Annotated in this window: 12 protein-coding genes; 3 read left to right on the forward strand and 9 right to left on the reverse strand. The window is 42.7% G+C overall.

Annotation, left to right across the window (positions count from 1 at the left end; translation table 11 throughout):
- Position 1 precedes the first annotated feature (1 nt).
- Positions 2 to 2029, reverse strand: a complete 2028-nt coding sequence (gene rep / locus PROVALCAL_RS05855) for a DNA helicase Rep (protein ID WP_006658214.1) — start codon at positions 2027 to 2029, stop codon at positions 2 to 4.
- 292 nt (positions 2030 to 2321) lie between these two features.
- On the reverse strand, positions 2322 to 3797 hold the full coding sequence (gene ilvC / locus PROVALCAL_RS05860) for a ketol-acid reductoisomerase (protein ID WP_006658216.1): 1476 nt from the start codon (positions 3795 to 3797) through the stop codon (positions 2322 to 2324).
- A gap of 194 nt (positions 3798 to 3991) precedes the next feature.
- Between ilvC and ilvY the strand changes: the two genes are divergently transcribed.
- Complete coding sequence (gene ilvY / locus PROVALCAL_RS05865) at positions 3992 to 4888, forward strand: HTH-type transcriptional activator IlvY (RefSeq protein WP_006658217.1); 897 nt, start codon at positions 3992 to 3994, stop codon at positions 4886 to 4888.
- Here ilvY and ilvA read toward each other — a convergent pair.
- The 6 genes from ilvA to ilvL all read right to left on the reverse strand — a co-directional run bounded on the left by ilvA (position 4880) and on the right by ilvL (position 11451).
- A complete protein-coding gene (ilvA, locus tag PROVALCAL_RS05870; protein ID WP_006658218.1) occupies positions 4880 to 6454 on the reverse strand; it encodes a threonine ammonia-lyase, biosynthetic in 1575 nt (524 codons plus the stop codon). The genes ilvY and ilvA overlap by 9 nt on opposite strands.
- 2 nt (positions 6455 to 6456) lie before the next feature.
- On the reverse strand, positions 6457 to 8307 hold the full coding sequence (gene ilvD / locus PROVALCAL_RS05875; protein WP_039861675.1) for a dihydroxy-acid dehydratase: 1851 nt from the start codon (positions 8305 to 8307) through the stop codon (positions 6457 to 6459).
- Positions 8308 to 8368: 61 nt separating this feature from the next.
- On the reverse strand, positions 8369 to 9298 hold the full coding sequence (locus PROVALCAL_RS05880; RefSeq protein WP_006658220.1) for a branched-chain amino acid transaminase: 930 nt from the start codon (positions 9296 to 9298) through the stop codon (positions 8369 to 8371).
- 12 nt (positions 9299 to 9310) lie between these two features.
- On the reverse strand, positions 9311 to 9580 hold the full coding sequence (gene ilvM, locus PROVALCAL_RS05885; RefSeq protein WP_006658221.1) for an acetolactate synthase 2 small subunit: 270 nt from the start codon (positions 9578 to 9580) through the stop codon (positions 9311 to 9313).
- Positions 9577 to 11223 (reverse strand): acetolactate synthase 2 catalytic subunit, encoded by a 1647-nt coding sequence (gene ilvG, locus PROVALCAL_RS05890; RefSeq protein WP_036963175.1) that lies wholly within the window; start codon positions 11221 to 11223, stop codon positions 9577 to 9579. Before ilvG ends, ilvM begins: the two co-directional genes overlap by 4 nt.
- A gap of 129 nt (positions 11224 to 11352) precedes the next feature.
- Positions 11353 to 11451 (reverse strand): ilv operon leader peptide, encoded by a 99-nt coding sequence (ilvL, locus tag PROVALCAL_RS19545; RefSeq protein ID WP_108478773.1) that lies wholly within the window; start codon positions 11449 to 11451, stop codon positions 11353 to 11355.
- Positions 11452 to 11932: 481 nt separating this feature from the next.
- On the opposite strand from ilvL, the gene PROVALCAL_RS05895 reads away from it, so the two are divergent.
- Positions 11933 to 13459, forward strand: coding sequence for a YifB family Mg chelatase-like AAA ATPase (locus tag PROVALCAL_RS05895; RefSeq protein ID WP_006658223.1), 1527 nt, complete (start codon positions 11933 to 11935; stop codon positions 13457 to 13459).
- Positions 13460 to 13553: 94 nt separating this feature from the next.
- On the opposite strand, the gene PROVALCAL_RS05900 is transcribed toward PROVALCAL_RS05895, so the two are convergent.
- Complete coding sequence (locus PROVALCAL_RS05900; RefSeq protein WP_006658224.1) at positions 13554 to 13892, reverse strand: MaoP family protein; 339 nt, start codon at positions 13890 to 13892, stop codon at positions 13554 to 13556.
- 111 nt (positions 13893 to 14003) lie between these two features.
- On the opposite strand from PROVALCAL_RS05900, the gene hdfR reads away from it, so the two are divergent.
- The gene (gene hdfR / locus PROVALCAL_RS05905) at positions 14004 to 14834 is read left to right on the forward strand and encodes an HTH-type transcriptional regulator HdfR (protein WP_006658225.1); all 831 of its coding nucleotides are present in this window, start codon (positions 14004 to 14006) and stop codon (positions 14832 to 14834) included.
- The last annotated feature ends 101 nt before the right edge of the window (positions 14835 to 14935 follow it).

Below are 14935 nucleotides of genomic sequence, written 5' to 3' on the forward strand. Positions count from 1 at the left end.
GTCATGAATCCGTTTTCTTATTCAATCCTAAACGCGCTTTAATATCAGCCAGAGCAGACTGACCTTTTTGCATTCGCTCCTCGGCAGTCACCACTTTTCGTTGTTGTTCCCACACCAAATCGTCTTGTGGTAATTCCATCAAAAAACGGCTTAATTCAGGGCGGATCAGCTCACCATATTGTCGACGTTCACGGCTATGCGTAAAAAATAATTCTCGCTGCGCTCGCGTGATCCCCACATAAGCTAGACGACGCTCTTCATCAATATTATTTTCGTCAATACTACTTTGGTGAGGTAATAATCCCTCTTCCATTCCTACTAAGAAAACATAAGGAAATTCAAGACCTTTTGACGCATGTAACGTCATCAATTGAACCTGATCTGAATCTTCATCATCTTCCCCACGCTCCATCATATCGCGCAAAGTAAAGCGCGTGACAACCTGATTTAACGTCATGGGATCATTAAGCTCATCCCCTTCAATCATTTCGCTCATCCATGTAAACAATTGATTGACGTTTTTCATTCGCATCTCAGCTGCTTTAGTGCTGGTCGACGTTTCGTATAGCCAGCTCTCATAATCCATTTCTCGCAGTAAATCTCGAACTGCGATCAACGGCTCGCGCTCAGAAGTTTTAACAATGCCATCCATCCAATGGGTAAAACGTTGTAATGCCTCCAAACCTTTACCGGTTAGAGTCTGCTCTAGACCTAAATCAAAGCTGGCTTGATATAAACTTTTTCCGCGCTGATTCGCCCATTCACCCAATTTTTGAATAGTTTTAGGTCCAATTTCTCGACGTGGTGTATTTACGATACGCAAAAAAGCACTATCGTCTTCAGGATTAGTCAGCACGCGTAAATACGCCAACAGATCTTTAATCTCAGGGCGAGAAAAAAATGAAGTTCCTCCCGAAATCCGGTAAGGAATTCGGTTTTGCATCAGCATTTTTTCAAAAATTCGTGATTGATGATTACCCCGGTATAAAATCGCATAATCTTTATATTGGGTTTTATTAATGAAGTGGTGAGCAATTAATTCACCAATCACACGTTCCGCTTCATGGTCTTCATTATTGGCTGTCAGCACCTTTAATGGCGCACCATAACCCAGTTCAGAAAATAATTTTTTATCAAATACATGAGGGTTATTCGCGATCAAAATATTTGCCGCTTTCAAGATACGTCCAGATGAACGGTAATTCTGCTCGAGCTTAATCACATTCAGCTTAGGAAAATCTTGGCTGAGTAACACCAAGTTTTGCGGTCTAGCGCCACGCCAAGAATAAATCGATTGGTCATCATCGCCAACGACCGTAAAACGTGCACGCTGCCCCACCAGTAATTTCACCAACTGATACTGACTGGTATTGGTATCTTGATATTCGTCCACCAGCAAATAGCGAATTTTTTGCTGCCAGCGCTCTCTCACTTCTTCATTATGATAAAGCAATAGCGTTGGCTTACTAATTAAGTCATCAAAATCCAGTACATTACAACTTTTTAGATGCAGCTCATAACGGCGATAACACTCGGCAAAATGGTGCTCTTTTTCCGTTTTTGCTTGCCCAATAACTTGCGGTGGAGAAATAAGATCATTTTTCCAATTTGAGATCGCAGAGATCAGCTGTTGAAGAAGATCTTTATCTTCCTCAAGCAGATCAAATGTGAGTTCTTTGAGTAACGCCATTTGGTCTTGGTCATCAAACAAAGAAAAATTGGCTTTGATCCCTAACGCTTTATATTCGCGTTTGATAATTTCCAGTCCCAAAGTATGGAATGTGGAAATGATTAACCCTCGGGCTTCTTTTTTACCTAATGTTTGCCCCACACGCTCTTTCATTTCGCGCGCGGCTTTATTGGTAAATGTCACCGCCGCAATTTGCCGAGGCTGATAACCACAATGGCGGATCAGATGCGCAATTTTATTGGTAATAACCCGTGTTTTACCTGAGCCTGCCCCTGCCAAAACAAGGCACGGACCATCTACATATTCAACTGCCTGTTGCTGGCTAGGATTTAATCGCATGGTTTCTCTGTATCACTTAGTTATTCAAAAAGGAATTCGCTACAGATTGTAGCAGAAACCGACCCAACTCTTGAGCAACGATCCTGCCTATTTATAAAAAACAAAAAACCGTATGACAAAATGCCATACGGTTTTGATTTAGCGATTTTTCATTCTTATAAAACGTATTTTTCTAAACTATTCGCGTTAGAGGAAGGCCGCAAAGGAGATTATCCTATGGGGCATACATTAGTATGTGACTTAGGTAACCGAGTGTAGCCAACGCTCCTATCACACGAAGAGTGACGAAAAATTATTGTGCGCTAGAAATCTTCTTCATATCCGTCATATAACCACGCAAAGTCTTACCGATTTTCTCGATAGGGTGGTTACGAATGGCTTCGTTGATATCACGTAATTGCGCATTATCCGTTCCGTTATCTGCAACTGATTTTGCTAAATCACCCGCTTGTAACTTGGTCATAAACTCTTTCAGCATTGGCACGGCTGCAAATGAGAACAGGTAGTTACCATACTCTGCAGTATCTGAAATAACGACGTTCATTTCATATAAACGCTTACGTGCAATAGTGTTCGCAATCAGTGGCAATTCATGCAGTGACTCATAGTAAGCCGATTCTTCAAGAATGCCGGCTTCTAACATGGTATCGAACGCCAACTCAACGCCTGCTTTAACCATTGCAACTAACAGAACACCATGATCAAAATACTCTTGCTCAGAAATTTTACCTGCAAACTCAGGGTAGTTTTCAAACGCAGATTTCCCTGTCTCTTCGCGCCATGTCAGCAAGTTTTTATCATTATTCGCCCAATCTGCCATCATTGTTGATGAAAACTCACCAGAAATAATGTCATCCATATGTTTTTGGAACAGTGGCGCTAAAATAGTCTTCAGTTGTTCCGACAGTGCATAAGCACGGATTTTCGCAGGGTTAGACAGACGATCCATCATCAGGGTGATACCGCCCTGTTTCAGAGCTTCCGTAATGGTTTCCCAACCAAACTGAATTAATTTACCTGCATAGCCTGGCTCAACACCATCTGCAACCATTTTGTCGTAGCTCAGCAACGCGCCAGCTTGCAACATACCGCACAGAATAGTTTGCTCCCCCATCAGGTCAGACTTAACTTCTGCAACGAATGATGATTCCAGAACACCAGCACGGTGACCACCAGTTGCTGCTGCCCATGCTTTAGCAATTGCCATTCCCTCACCTTTCGGATCATTTTCTGGGTGAACAGCAATCAGTGTTGGAACACCGAAACCACGTTTATATTCTTCGCGAACTTCTGTACCTGGACATTTTGGTGCTACCATCACAACAGTGATGTCTTTGCGAATTTCTTCACCCACTTCAACGATGTTAAAACCGTGAGAGTAACCCAGTGCAGCACCTTGCTTCATCATTGGCTGAACAGCACGAACAACCGTAGAGTGTTGTTTGTCTGGAGTTAAGTTAACCACTAAATCTGCTTCAGGGATCAGTTCTTCATAAGTACCAACTTTAAAACCATTTTCTGTCGCTTTACGCCATGATGCACGTTTTTCCTTGATCGCTTCTGGACGCAGAGCATAAGCGATATCTAAGCCAGAATCGCGCATATTCAGACCTTGGTTTAGACCTTGAGCACCACAACCAACAATGACGATTTTTTTACCTTTCAGGTATCCTGCTTCATCCGCAAATTCATCACGATTCATAAAGCGGCATTTACCTAATTGAGCTAACTGCTCACGCAAGTTCAGTGTATTAAAATAATTCGTCATGGTCTTACTCCATTATTCGGTCAGTGTTCTGTTGTGTTCGTATTATCAGGCAAGTTGATTATCGTTACCTGTTGCTCATTATTGAGCAGTTATGTATTCACTATATGCGATGCTTGGCATTGCTTAAATTGATATATTGACAATATAATGTTGCAATATTTGCAACGAAAATCAGCGCGTAACCTGAGGGCAATATGGATATTCGTGATCTACAACTATTTCTGCATCTAGCAGAAAGCTGCCACTTTGGGCGCACGTCCAAAGCCATGCATGTCAGCCCGTCAACATTATCAAGGCAAATTCAGCGCTTGGAAGATCAATTAGGGCATCCACTCTTTATTCGCGATAACCGCTCAGTGAAACTGACCCAAGCGGGAGAACATCTCAAACAGTTTGCTCAACAGACATTATTGCAATATCAGCAGCTAAAACATGCCCTAAACCAACAAAGCCCTTCGTTGAGCGGTGAGCTGCACTTATTCTGCTCAGTCACTGCGGCATATAGCCATTTGCCACAAGTGCTTGATAAGTTCCGCGCATTGCATCCACTAGTCGAAATAAAACTTACAACGGGGGATGCCGCTGATGCCGTTGATAAAGTTGAAACCAAAGAAGCTGATTTAGGCATCGCAGGTAAACCTGAAAAATTACCCGACAATGTACGATTTGCTAAAATTGGTGAAATTCCACTTGTACTCATTGCACCGTCATTACCTTGTGCAGTAAGGAGCATGGTCACCGAAGATGATCCAGACTGGTCCTCAGTTCCCTTCATCCTTCCTGAGCATGGGCCATCCCGTAAACGAATTGAGTTATGGTTTAAGCGTCATCACATCCATAATCCGGTGATTTATGCCACCGTATCGGGTCATGAAGCTATTGTTTCCATGGTAGCGCTCGGCTGTGGGATCGCGTTGATACCCAGCGTTGTCGTCGATAACAGCCCAGAACCTGTGCGTAGCCGTATATCGCAATTAGATAATATTTCGATGGTAGAACCATTTGAGCTAGGCGTTTGCTTACTCAGCAAACGCCTAAGTGAACCATTAGTTAAAGCATTCTGGGAATTGCTCCCTGAACACTCAATCTAATGTTTGTTTGCTACCTTGCGGCGCTAAGAAAAAACGAAAAGAGGGATTTCCCGTTTCATCATGATATTCATACCCTAGTGCATCAAGATGGCGATCAAAACGCACTTCTGGACCGGATAACTCAAATGCTGCCAGCACTCGCCCGTAGTCAGTTCCATGACTACGATAATGGAATAACGTAATATTCCAGTGCGTTCCTAATGTTTCCAAGAACTTTAATAACGCCCCCGGAGATTCAGGAAATTCAAAGCTATACAACTTTTCATCCAATGGCTTCGATGGGCGACCACCAATCATATAGCGCACATGCAGTTTCGCCATTTCATCATCAGACAAATCCGCCACTTCATAATCATTATTTTGTAATTCTTTAATGATATCATGACGTTCTTGCTCGCCGCCATTTAACCGAACCCCTACAAAAATACAGGCTCGTTCAGGATCAGCATCCGTATAACGATAATTAAATTCCGTGATCGAACGATTACCTAGCAGCTGGCAAAAACGTAAAAAACTGCCTTTCTGCTCGGGAATTGTCACCGCAAGCAATGCTTCTCGCTGCTCACCTAATTCACAACGCTCAGAGACATAACGTAAGCCATGGAAATTCATATTCGCGCCAGACAGAATATGTGCCAGCCTTTCGCCCTTAATGTTATTCTGCTGAACATATTTTTTTAGCCCTGCTAGCGCTAGCGCTCCCGACGGCTCAGCAATCGCACGGACATCTTCAAAAATATCTTTCAACGCGGCACAAATTGCATCGCTATCCACGGTGATAACATCGTCAACATATTGTTGGCACAATCTAAATGTTTCATCACCAATACGCTTAACGGCAACCCCCTCGGCAAATAAGCCTACGCGAGGGAGATCCACTGGATGACCTGCTTCTAATGCCGCTTTTAAACATGCAGCATCTTCCGCCTCTACACCAATGATCTTGATTTCAGGCATAAGCTGTTTAATTAATACCGCTATCCCTGCGATCAATCCACCGCCGCCAACAGGTACGAAAATCCGATCTAAATGTGCATCTTGCTGAAGAAGCTCTAACGCAATCGTTGCCTGCCCTGCGATCACCAATGGATGGTCAAAAGGCGGAACAAAGGTGGAACCTTCACGTTGTGCCATCGCAATCGCGTGAGCTTTAGCTTCATCGAAATTCGCACCAAATAAAATCGCCTCACCACCAAAACTACGCACCGCATCCACTTTGATATCCGCGGTTGCTATTGGCATAACAATTTTCGCATTGATCCCTACACGGTTAGCGGATAATGCGACACCCTGCGCATGATTTCCGGCAGAAGCCGTGACGACACCTTTCGCTTTTTGTTCTTCCGTCAAACCTGCAATCATTGCATAAGCGCCGCGTAGCTTAAAACTATGTACTGGCTGCCTATCTTCACGCTTGACCAAAATTGTATTGCCCATACGTGAAGAAAGTTTATTCATTTCTTGAAGCGGCGTCACCTGAGCGGCTTCATAAACTGGCGCACTTAATGCAGCCTTCAGGTAATCAGCACCCGTCGGTGCTGAAGGTAATGGTTTTGCTGCTGCCACAATTAGCCTCCTAATTTAGACTTATCGCGTACAGCACCTTTATCTGCACTCGTCGCTAAAGAAGCATAAGCACGTAAAGCGAAAGAAACCTCACGCTGACGGTCACGTGGCGTATAGGCTTTATCTCCACGAGCTAATTCTGCTTCATGGCGTTTGGTCAGCTCGCTTTCGTCCACATCCAACTCAATAGTACGGTTTGGAATATTGATGTCGATGATATCTCCATCCTGCACTAAAGCCAGTAACCCACCGCTTGCTGCTTCTGGCGAAATATGTCCGATTGACAAACCGGAGCTTCCACCAGAAAAACGCCCATCAGTGATCAACGCACAGGCTTTTCCTAGTCCCATCGATTTCAAATATGATGTTGGATACAACATCTCTTGCATGCCAGGTCCACCTTTAGGACCTTCATAACGGATCACAACAACGTCACCAGCAACAACTCTTCCGCCTAAAATTGCGTCTACTGCATCATCTTGGCTTTCATACACTTTTGCAGGTCCACGGAAAATTAAGCTACCTTCATCAACACCTGCGGTTTTTACAATGCAGCCATCCTCGGCGATGTTGCCGGCAAGAACTGCCAAACCACCATCCAAGCTATAAGCGTGTTCAAGATTACGGATGCAACCATTTTCACGGTCAGTATCCAGTGATGGCCAACGGCAATTCTGAGAAAAAGCTTGAGTGGTACGAATACCTGCAGGACCTGCGGAAAACATGGATTTTACAGACTCATCCTTCGTCAGCATGACATCATACTGTGCCAGCATTTCGGGTAATGAAAGCCCTAAAATATTCGTTACATTTTCTTGTAATAGACCAGCACGACTCAATTCACCAAGAATACCAATCACGCCACCAGCACGATGCACATCTTCCATATGGTATTTCTGAGTACTTGGTGCCACTTTACATAAGTGAGGAACTTGTCGAGATAAGCGGTCAATATCATCCATCGTAAAATCAACTTCTGCTTCTTGTGCCGCCGCCAATAAATGCAGAACTGTATTTGTTGAACCTCCCATCGCAATATCCAGCGTCATGGCATTTTCAAATGCCGCTTTATTCGCAATATTACGTGGCAGTGCGCTTTCATCGTCTTGTTCGTAATAACGTTTTGTCAGCTCAACAATGCGTTTCCCTGCATTAATAAATAATGTCTTACGGTCCGCATGGGTAGCTAACAATGAGCCATTACCAGGCTGGGAAAGACCCAACGCTTCCGTTAAACAGTTCATCGAGTTCGCAGTAAACATACCGGAACATGACCCACATGTCGGGCATGCGGAACGCTCAATTTTTTCACTATCTTCATCACTGACATTCGGGTTTGCCCCTTGGATCATCGCATCCACAAGGTCAAGTTTGATAATCTGATCTGAAAGCTTGGTTTTCCCTGCTTCCATTGGTCCACCAGAAACGAAGATGACAGGAATGTTCAAACGCAAAGATGCCATCAACATACCTGGGGTAATTTTGTCGCAGTTGGAGATACACACCATCGCATCCGCACAGTGCGCATTGACCATATATTCTACTGAATCAGCAATCAGCTCACGAGAAGGTAAGGAATACAGCATGCCGCCATGCCCCATCGCAATCCCATCATCCACAGCAATAGTGTTAAACTCTTTCGCGACGCCGCCCGCTAGTTCTATTTGTTCTGCGACGAGTTTACCTAAATCACGTAAATGTACATGACCCGGAACAAACTGAGTAAATGAGTTTACAACGGCAATAATTGGCTTACCAAAATCATCATCGGTCATACCTGTCGCGCGCCATAATGCTCGCGCACCTGCCATATTACGGCCATGAGTGGTTGTTGCTGAACGGTACTTAGGCATATCTTAACTCCCGAGTTTTAAAACAGGCGGGGAACGACCGCCTGTAATTTATAGTATTTAATTATTGAGGGTTTACTGGATCTAACCAGCCCCATTTATCTTCTGTTGTACCGTTAAATAAACCAAAGAATGCTTGCTGAATTTTCTTCGTCACAGGACCACAACGACCGATACCAACTTGGATACCATCAACACTGCGAACTGGAGTGATTTCAGCAGCTGTTCCTGTCATAAAGACTTCATCCGCTAAGTACAGAGATTCACGAGACAGCGTTTGTTCACGCACTTCGATTCCCATATCTTTCGCCAATGTCAAAATGGCATCGCGGGTAATCCCCGGTAATGCAGATGAAGTAAATGGAGGCGTATACAGAATGCCATCTTTTACTTCAAAAATATTTTCACCTGCCCCTTCGGACAGATAACCATGAACATCTAATGCAATCCCTTCTTGGTAGCCATGGCGACGAGCTTCACTCCCAACCAGTAATGAGGATAGGTAGTTACCACCTGCTTTTGCACCAGTAGGGATAGTATTTGGTGCCACACGATTCCATGAGGAAACCATCGCATCAATACCTTGGTCTAATGCTTCTTCACCTAAATAAGCCCCCCATGGAAATGCAGCCAAAATAACATCTGTACTGTAACCATCTGGTGGGTTAACACCCATACCTACATCACCAATGAAAACTAATGGACGAATGTACGCACTGACTAAATTATTTTTACGCAAGGTTGCACGGCAAGCTTCCATTAACTCATCGACGCTATAGCTGACTGGCATACGGTAAATTTTTGCTGAATCATGTAAACGCTGCATGTGCTCACGATGACGGAAAACAACAGGACCTTTGTGAGAGTCATAGCAACGAACGCCTTCGAATACGGAAGTCCCGTAGTGCAGAGCATGAGACATAACATGAACTTTTGCATCTGCCCATGGCGTCATTTCACCGTTAAACCAAATAAAGTCAGCTTTCTTAGTCATTTTATTTATTCCTTACATTGCACTCTGTGTGCGTAATAGTCGTGATTCTTGTTGTTTTATTTCAACTTCCGTGATGTCAGCGAGCTTCGTTAACTGCGCACATAGCTGCGTTAACGGTCTTTGGCTACTGACAGTTAATTCAATACTTACATTATCACTATCTGATAATTGATCCACATTCATAGAACTAATCCGAAATCCACGATGGCGAGTCACGCGCAAAATACGCTCTAAAACCTCGGGACGGAAACGGGCTAATATCGAGAGTTGGTGCTGCATCATAAAGGTTTCTCCATCATTCTTTCGTTGCTAGCCCCAGGTGGAACCAATGGCCAGACATTTTCTAATTCATTAATTGATACCTGTAATAAAAACGCGCCATCACTTGTCAGTAATTCATCCAGTGCGGCATCCACTTCAGACTTGCATGTAATACGACGACCTTGAATACCAAAGGCACTTGCTAAGGCAACAAAGTCTGGGTTGTCAGTTAAAATAGTTTCACTGTAACGCTGTTCAAAAAACAGCTCTTGCCATTGGCGTACCATTCCTAATCGTTGGTTATCTAACAATAAAATCTTAACAGGCAGCTGCTTACGCTTGATGGTACCCAGCTCTTGAACATTCATCATGAAGGAACCATCGCCGGATACGCAAACAACCGTATCTTCAGGGCGAGCTACTTGAGCTCCTACTGCCGCAGGGATTCCAAAGCCCATTGTCCCTAGCCCGCTGGAAGTCAAAAAGTTCTCTGGTCCATCAACTGCGATATGTTGAGCTGACCACATCTGGTGCTGACCAACATCTGTTGTAACGATAGTGTTCGGCTTCATTTTGTCTGATAGCTGCTTCAGTAATAATGGCGCATAGATAGGTTCCCCTGGATGGTCGTAGCGCCATTCAAACTCTTGTTTTAGTTGCTGAATCTCTTGCTGCCAATCCGTAATATCTTTCACTACCATCAATTGAGGTAACAACGCTTTCGCATCTCCCAATAACGCCACATGGGTTTGGCGTAATTTATCCAATTCAACATGGTCAATATCGATATGAATAACCTTAGCATTAGGTGCAAAAGTGTTTAATTTTCCTGTTACTCTGTCGTCAAAACGCGCACCAACCGCGATTAATAAATCACAACGTTGCACCGAAATATTGGCAGCTTTCGTACCATGCATCCCCAGCATACCGAGGTAATTTTTATCCGATGGCTTCACTGCACCTAGGCCTTTCAATGTCACAACTGAAGGGATCCCTGTTTTCTCGATAAACGATCTCAGCTCAGTTACAGCCCCTGACATTCCAACCCCACCACCAATGTATAACATCGGTTTTTCTGACTGCTCCATCAGCTCTCTTGCTTGCTTAATTGCAGCATCTGACGTGGATTCTTGCTGATCAACAGGCATTAAATAAGGGGCTAAATCTGCGTGTTGCAGCTGAATATCTTTCGGAATATCAATCAGTACAGGTCCAGGACGTCCACTATTTGCGATTGCGAAAGCTTCAGCAAGGATACGAGGTAAATCGTCGATCGACTCCACTAAAAAACTGTGTTTGGTACAAGCAAGAGATAAGCCTAAAACATCGATTTCCTGAAACGCATCTGTGCCAATAAACGCAGATGCAACTTGGCCGGTGATTGCAACGACGGGCACAGAATCCAACAACGCATCCGCTAATCCTGTAATAACGTTTGTTGCTCCCGGACCAGATGTTGCAATACAAACCCCCGTTTTTCCTGTTGAACGAGCATAGCCAATGGCGGCAATGACTGCGCCCTGTTCATGCCGACACAGTAAATGTTCAACACCACCATCGTACAGAGCATCATACACTGGCATGATAGCCCCGCCGGGATACCCAAAAACTGTATCAACACCCTGTGTTCTTAATGCCTGCACTAACCACTGTGCTCCGTTCATTCTCATCTCCTGTCTATCATCTATACATTTGTATTTATTGTTTTTTTCTTATTTTTGTTGGTTTGCTAGAATTTTATGTCAAAAAAAACCCCGCGCCTTTCGGTGCGGGGTTCTCGTAAGATTTAGCTATTATTTCAGCTTTCGTCGTCCAAGTGCAGCCCCGCACGGTGGGATAATAATCACCACCACGCTAATAATTAGGCTAATCACTTGGATGAATTTGTTCATGAGTTTAATCTTTTCAACTTTAATCGTTATCTTTATTAAAGAGTTATCATTTTAAAATTACTTTGACAACCGTTATTTACTTTTTTGATGATTAAAATTTTAATTCTATTTAAATTCAATAGATTAAAAACAATTCAGATTAAATCACTACTTTTTATGCAGAGACATAGCTAATAGTCATAACATCCACCCATGATACAGCTAAATTCTCTAGTGAAAATTCACCCAAAAACAATTAATTAAACCTAACTAAAAAGTTAATCTTACTTAAGTAATTTCCTGTCAAAGCTATTCTCATCCAAAAGAAAAAGTGTGTATAACCACTAAAAATAAAGGCTAAAAAGCCCTTTGAGAAAAAATGTAACACCTCTGCAATTAAACAATTTAATTATCGAGTCGCTTCGCAAATATCAAAGTAAGGACAAGAAAAAAAATCGAATTGCTTTCAGCATATTATGCTAGTAAATAAAGAGGGCGGTTTATGACATTAGCTATTGTTTATACGAGAGCATCAATTGGGTTAGATGCTCCATTAGTCACTGTTGAAGCACATATTAGTAATGGACTTCCGGGATTAACTTTAGTGGGGTTACCCGAAACAGCGGTCAAAGAAGCTAGAGATAGAGTACGCAGCGCTCTAGTAAATAGTGGATTTGAATATCCAGTGAAAAAGATGACTGTAAATTTAGCACCAGCTGATTTACCTAAAGAAAGTGGTCGTTATGATCTAGCTATTGCTGTCGCCATACTTGCCGCATCAGGACAAGTACCGCACCAACTATTAGAACTGCATGAATTTCTTGGTGAATTAGCACTTTCAGGTGATATACGTTATGTGAATGGTGGGATCCCTGCTGCTCAAGCGGCTATTACGCAAAATAGACGGCTGATCCTTTCTCAAGATAACCAACATCAGCTCAGTTTATTGGCAGATAACAGCGTTAATTTTGCAACATCCTTACTTCAACTTTGCCATTACCTACACAAAAAAAATACGTTACCTAATAACCAACAAATTACTCAAAATCCAAGTCCACAAAATCATCAGAATGATATTGGTGATATCATCGGGCAAGAGCAAGGAAAACGTGCATTAGAAATCTGTGCAGCAGGCGGGCACAATTTGTTACTGCTTGGTCCGCCAGGAACAGGCAAAACTATGCTAGCTAGCAGGCTAATGACTTTATTACCCTCGTTAACCCCCCAAGAAGCCCTTGAAGTTACTGCATTACATAGCCTGAACCAAACAATCAAAATTGAAAATCAATGGCCTACAAGACCATTCAGATGTCCTCATCATAATACATCGGTCACTGCTTTGATTGGGGGGGGATCATTACCCAAACCAGGAGAAATCTCGCTCGCTCATCATGGTATTCTATTCCTAGATGAACTACCAGAATTCGCGCGTTCTGTATTAGATGCCCTACGAGAACCCTTAGAATCCCATCAAGTTATTATCTCAAGAGCTAAAGCTAAAGTTTGTTTTCCTGCTAGTTTTCAATTAATTGCTGCTCTTAATCCTAGTCCTACAGGTCACTATCAAGGCGAAATGAGCCGCTCCTCTCCCGCAAAAATTTTACGATACTTATCAAAGGTTTCAGGCCCATTTCTAGATAGATTCGACCTTTCAATTGAAATTCCACTACTTCCTTTGGGAACACTCAGCCAACAAACTAGCCAAGGAGAAAATAGTGAGCAAATTCGATTGCGCGTCATTGAAGCTCGAAAACAGCAAATTGAAAGAGCTGGCAAAATCAATAGCCTACTGACTCCCAGAGAAACAACAAAAATCTGCCAACTCACCACTGAAGATGCTCTATTCTTAGAGAATGCACTGAATAAACTTGGGCTGTCTATCCGAGCTTGGCATCGAATCCTCAGAGTTTCACGAACAATTGCAGATTTGAGTTCTTCACAAAAGATACATAGAGAGCATTTATTAGAAGCACTAGGATATCGAGCTATGGATAAGTTATTGCTTCATTTGCAAAAACAAGTAAGCTGAGGGCATTAAGAGGGTGTTTATAACACTGCATAAAACAAAAGGGACCTAAGTCCCTATTTGTTTTAACGCTTATATTGTTCTAATACTAATGAAATTAATCATCCGTATCGGTATAGTCTTCCGATGGGTCTATCTGTGGTTTGCCACCTGATAGTGTATGGAAGCGCTTTGGACGATTGATTCGACTAGAATATTTCACCCATACCTTTTCTTCAGGGGTTACAGGTTCGCGCTCTCCACGGCAAACAGCGACGAATAATTCTTCTTCTTCTGTTTGCGCTGCGCGTTTTCCTGTATCAAGCTCATTGAAAGCTTGGCCATGACGTTCTAGCAACTGAGCTTCTTTAATGGTGAAATCACCATGACGAGAAAAGCCACGTGGGTAATGTTTATTATCAAAAAAACGATTAGTCGTGATGAAGCTATCTGCCATCTGACACACTCCTAACTGATTACGGTCAACTCTATATGGCGCGGAGTATTAGACAGCATTGACAATCTGTAAAACAAAACATTTAAATCATCACGACAAAAATTATTGGAGATGCGTGTGGACAGCGAGTTATTAAGAACTTTTTTAGAAGTCAGTAGAACCAGACACTTCGGCAGAGCCGCAGAATCTCTCTACTTAACGCAGTCTGCCGTTAGCTTTCGTATCAGACAGTTAGAAACACAATTAGGCACCAGCCTATTTACAAGGCACCGGAATAATATTCGTTTGACTGCAGCGGGGGAACGTTTAGTCCCTTATGCTGAATCATTAATGAATACATGGCTTCAGGCTAAAAAAGAGATCTCACACGCATCCCAACACACAGAACTTTCTATTGGTGCAACAGCATCCCTGTGGGAAAGCTATCTGACAAATTGGCTTGAAGTGCTATACAACCAGCATGATGAGCTGAGATTAGAAGCTCGAGTGTCAACACGCCAATCCCTCGTAAAACAGTTACACTCCCGAGAATTAGATTTATTGATTGCAATTGAGCCACCAAAAATGGATGAGCTTGAAAGTACCATCATCGGCTCAATTCAACTCCAGCTAATGGCATCACAAAAGAATATCGCACTGACTCAGTATAATTTTATCAAATTGGAATGGGGGGCTGATTTTCATCCCAAAAACGAGCCAGCTCTACTCCAAGATGACACCCCTGTCATGATTACGACATCCGCTGAGATTACACGCCAATTATTGCCTGTATCGCTTTCTGCGGCATTTTTACCTACACATTGGCTCCAACATTATCCAACATTAAAAACGCTCTCAGATAACGTTATTACTAAGCCTTTATATGCCATTTGGCTGAAGAAAAATGATCAGCAAATTCTAATTAATCAACTTATTAAAACACCAATACCAAACACACAATAAGCATTGATAGATATAACAATTGGGCGAAATATCGCCCTTTTTTATTGCAAAACATAGATAGTTAATTGAAATATTAGATACTAGATGAACATGAAAAAAGA

This window comes from Providencia alcalifaciens DSM 30120, assembly GCF_000173415.1.
GTDB classification, from domain to species: Bacteria; Pseudomonadota; Gammaproteobacteria; order Enterobacterales; family Enterobacteriaceae; genus Providencia; species Providencia alcalifaciens.

Excerpts from the sequence above, each read along its gene's own strand:
- ilvY (WP_006658217.1), top strand. The coding sequence starts at position 3,992 with ATGGATATTCGTGATCTACAACTATTTCTGCATCTAGCAGAAAGCTGC.
- ilvC (WP_006658216.1), bottom strand. The coding sequence starts at position 3,797 with ATGACGAATTATTTTAATACACTGAACTTGCGTGAGCAGTTAGCTCAA.
- PROVALCAL_RS05895 (WP_006658223.1), top strand. The coding sequence starts at position 11,933 with ATGACATTAGCTATTGTTTATACGAGAGCATCAATTGGGTTAGATGCT.
- rep (WP_006658214.1), bottom strand. The coding sequence starts at position 2,029 with ATGCGATTAAATCCTAGCCAGCAACAGGCAGTTGAATATGTAGATGGT.
- PROVALCAL_RS05880 (WP_006658220.1), bottom strand. The coding sequence starts at position 9,298 with ATGACTAAGAAAGCTGACTTTATTTGGTTTAACGGTGAAATGACGCCA.
- ilvG (WP_036963175.1), bottom strand. The coding sequence starts at position 11,223 with ATGAACGGAGCACAGTGGTTAGTGCAGGCATTAAGAACACAGGGTGTT.
- ilvM (WP_006658221.1), bottom strand. The coding sequence starts at position 9,580 with ATGATGCAGCACCAACTCTCGATATTAGCCCGTTTCCGTCCCGAGGTT.
- PROVALCAL_RS05900 (WP_006658224.1), bottom strand. The coding sequence starts at position 13,892 with ATGGCAGATAGCTTCATCACGACTAATCGTTTTTTTGATAATAAACAT.
- hdfR (WP_006658225.1), top strand. The coding sequence starts at position 14,004 with ATGCGTGTGGACAGCGAGTTATTAAGAACTTTTTTAGAAGTCAGTAGA.
- ilvD (WP_039861675.1), bottom strand. The coding sequence starts at position 8,307 with ATGCCTAAGTACCGTTCAGCAACAACCACTCATGGCCGTAATATGGCA.
- ilvL (WP_108478773.1), bottom strand. The coding sequence starts at position 11,451 with ATGAACAAATTCATCCAAGTGATTAGCCTAATTATTAGCGTGGTGGTG.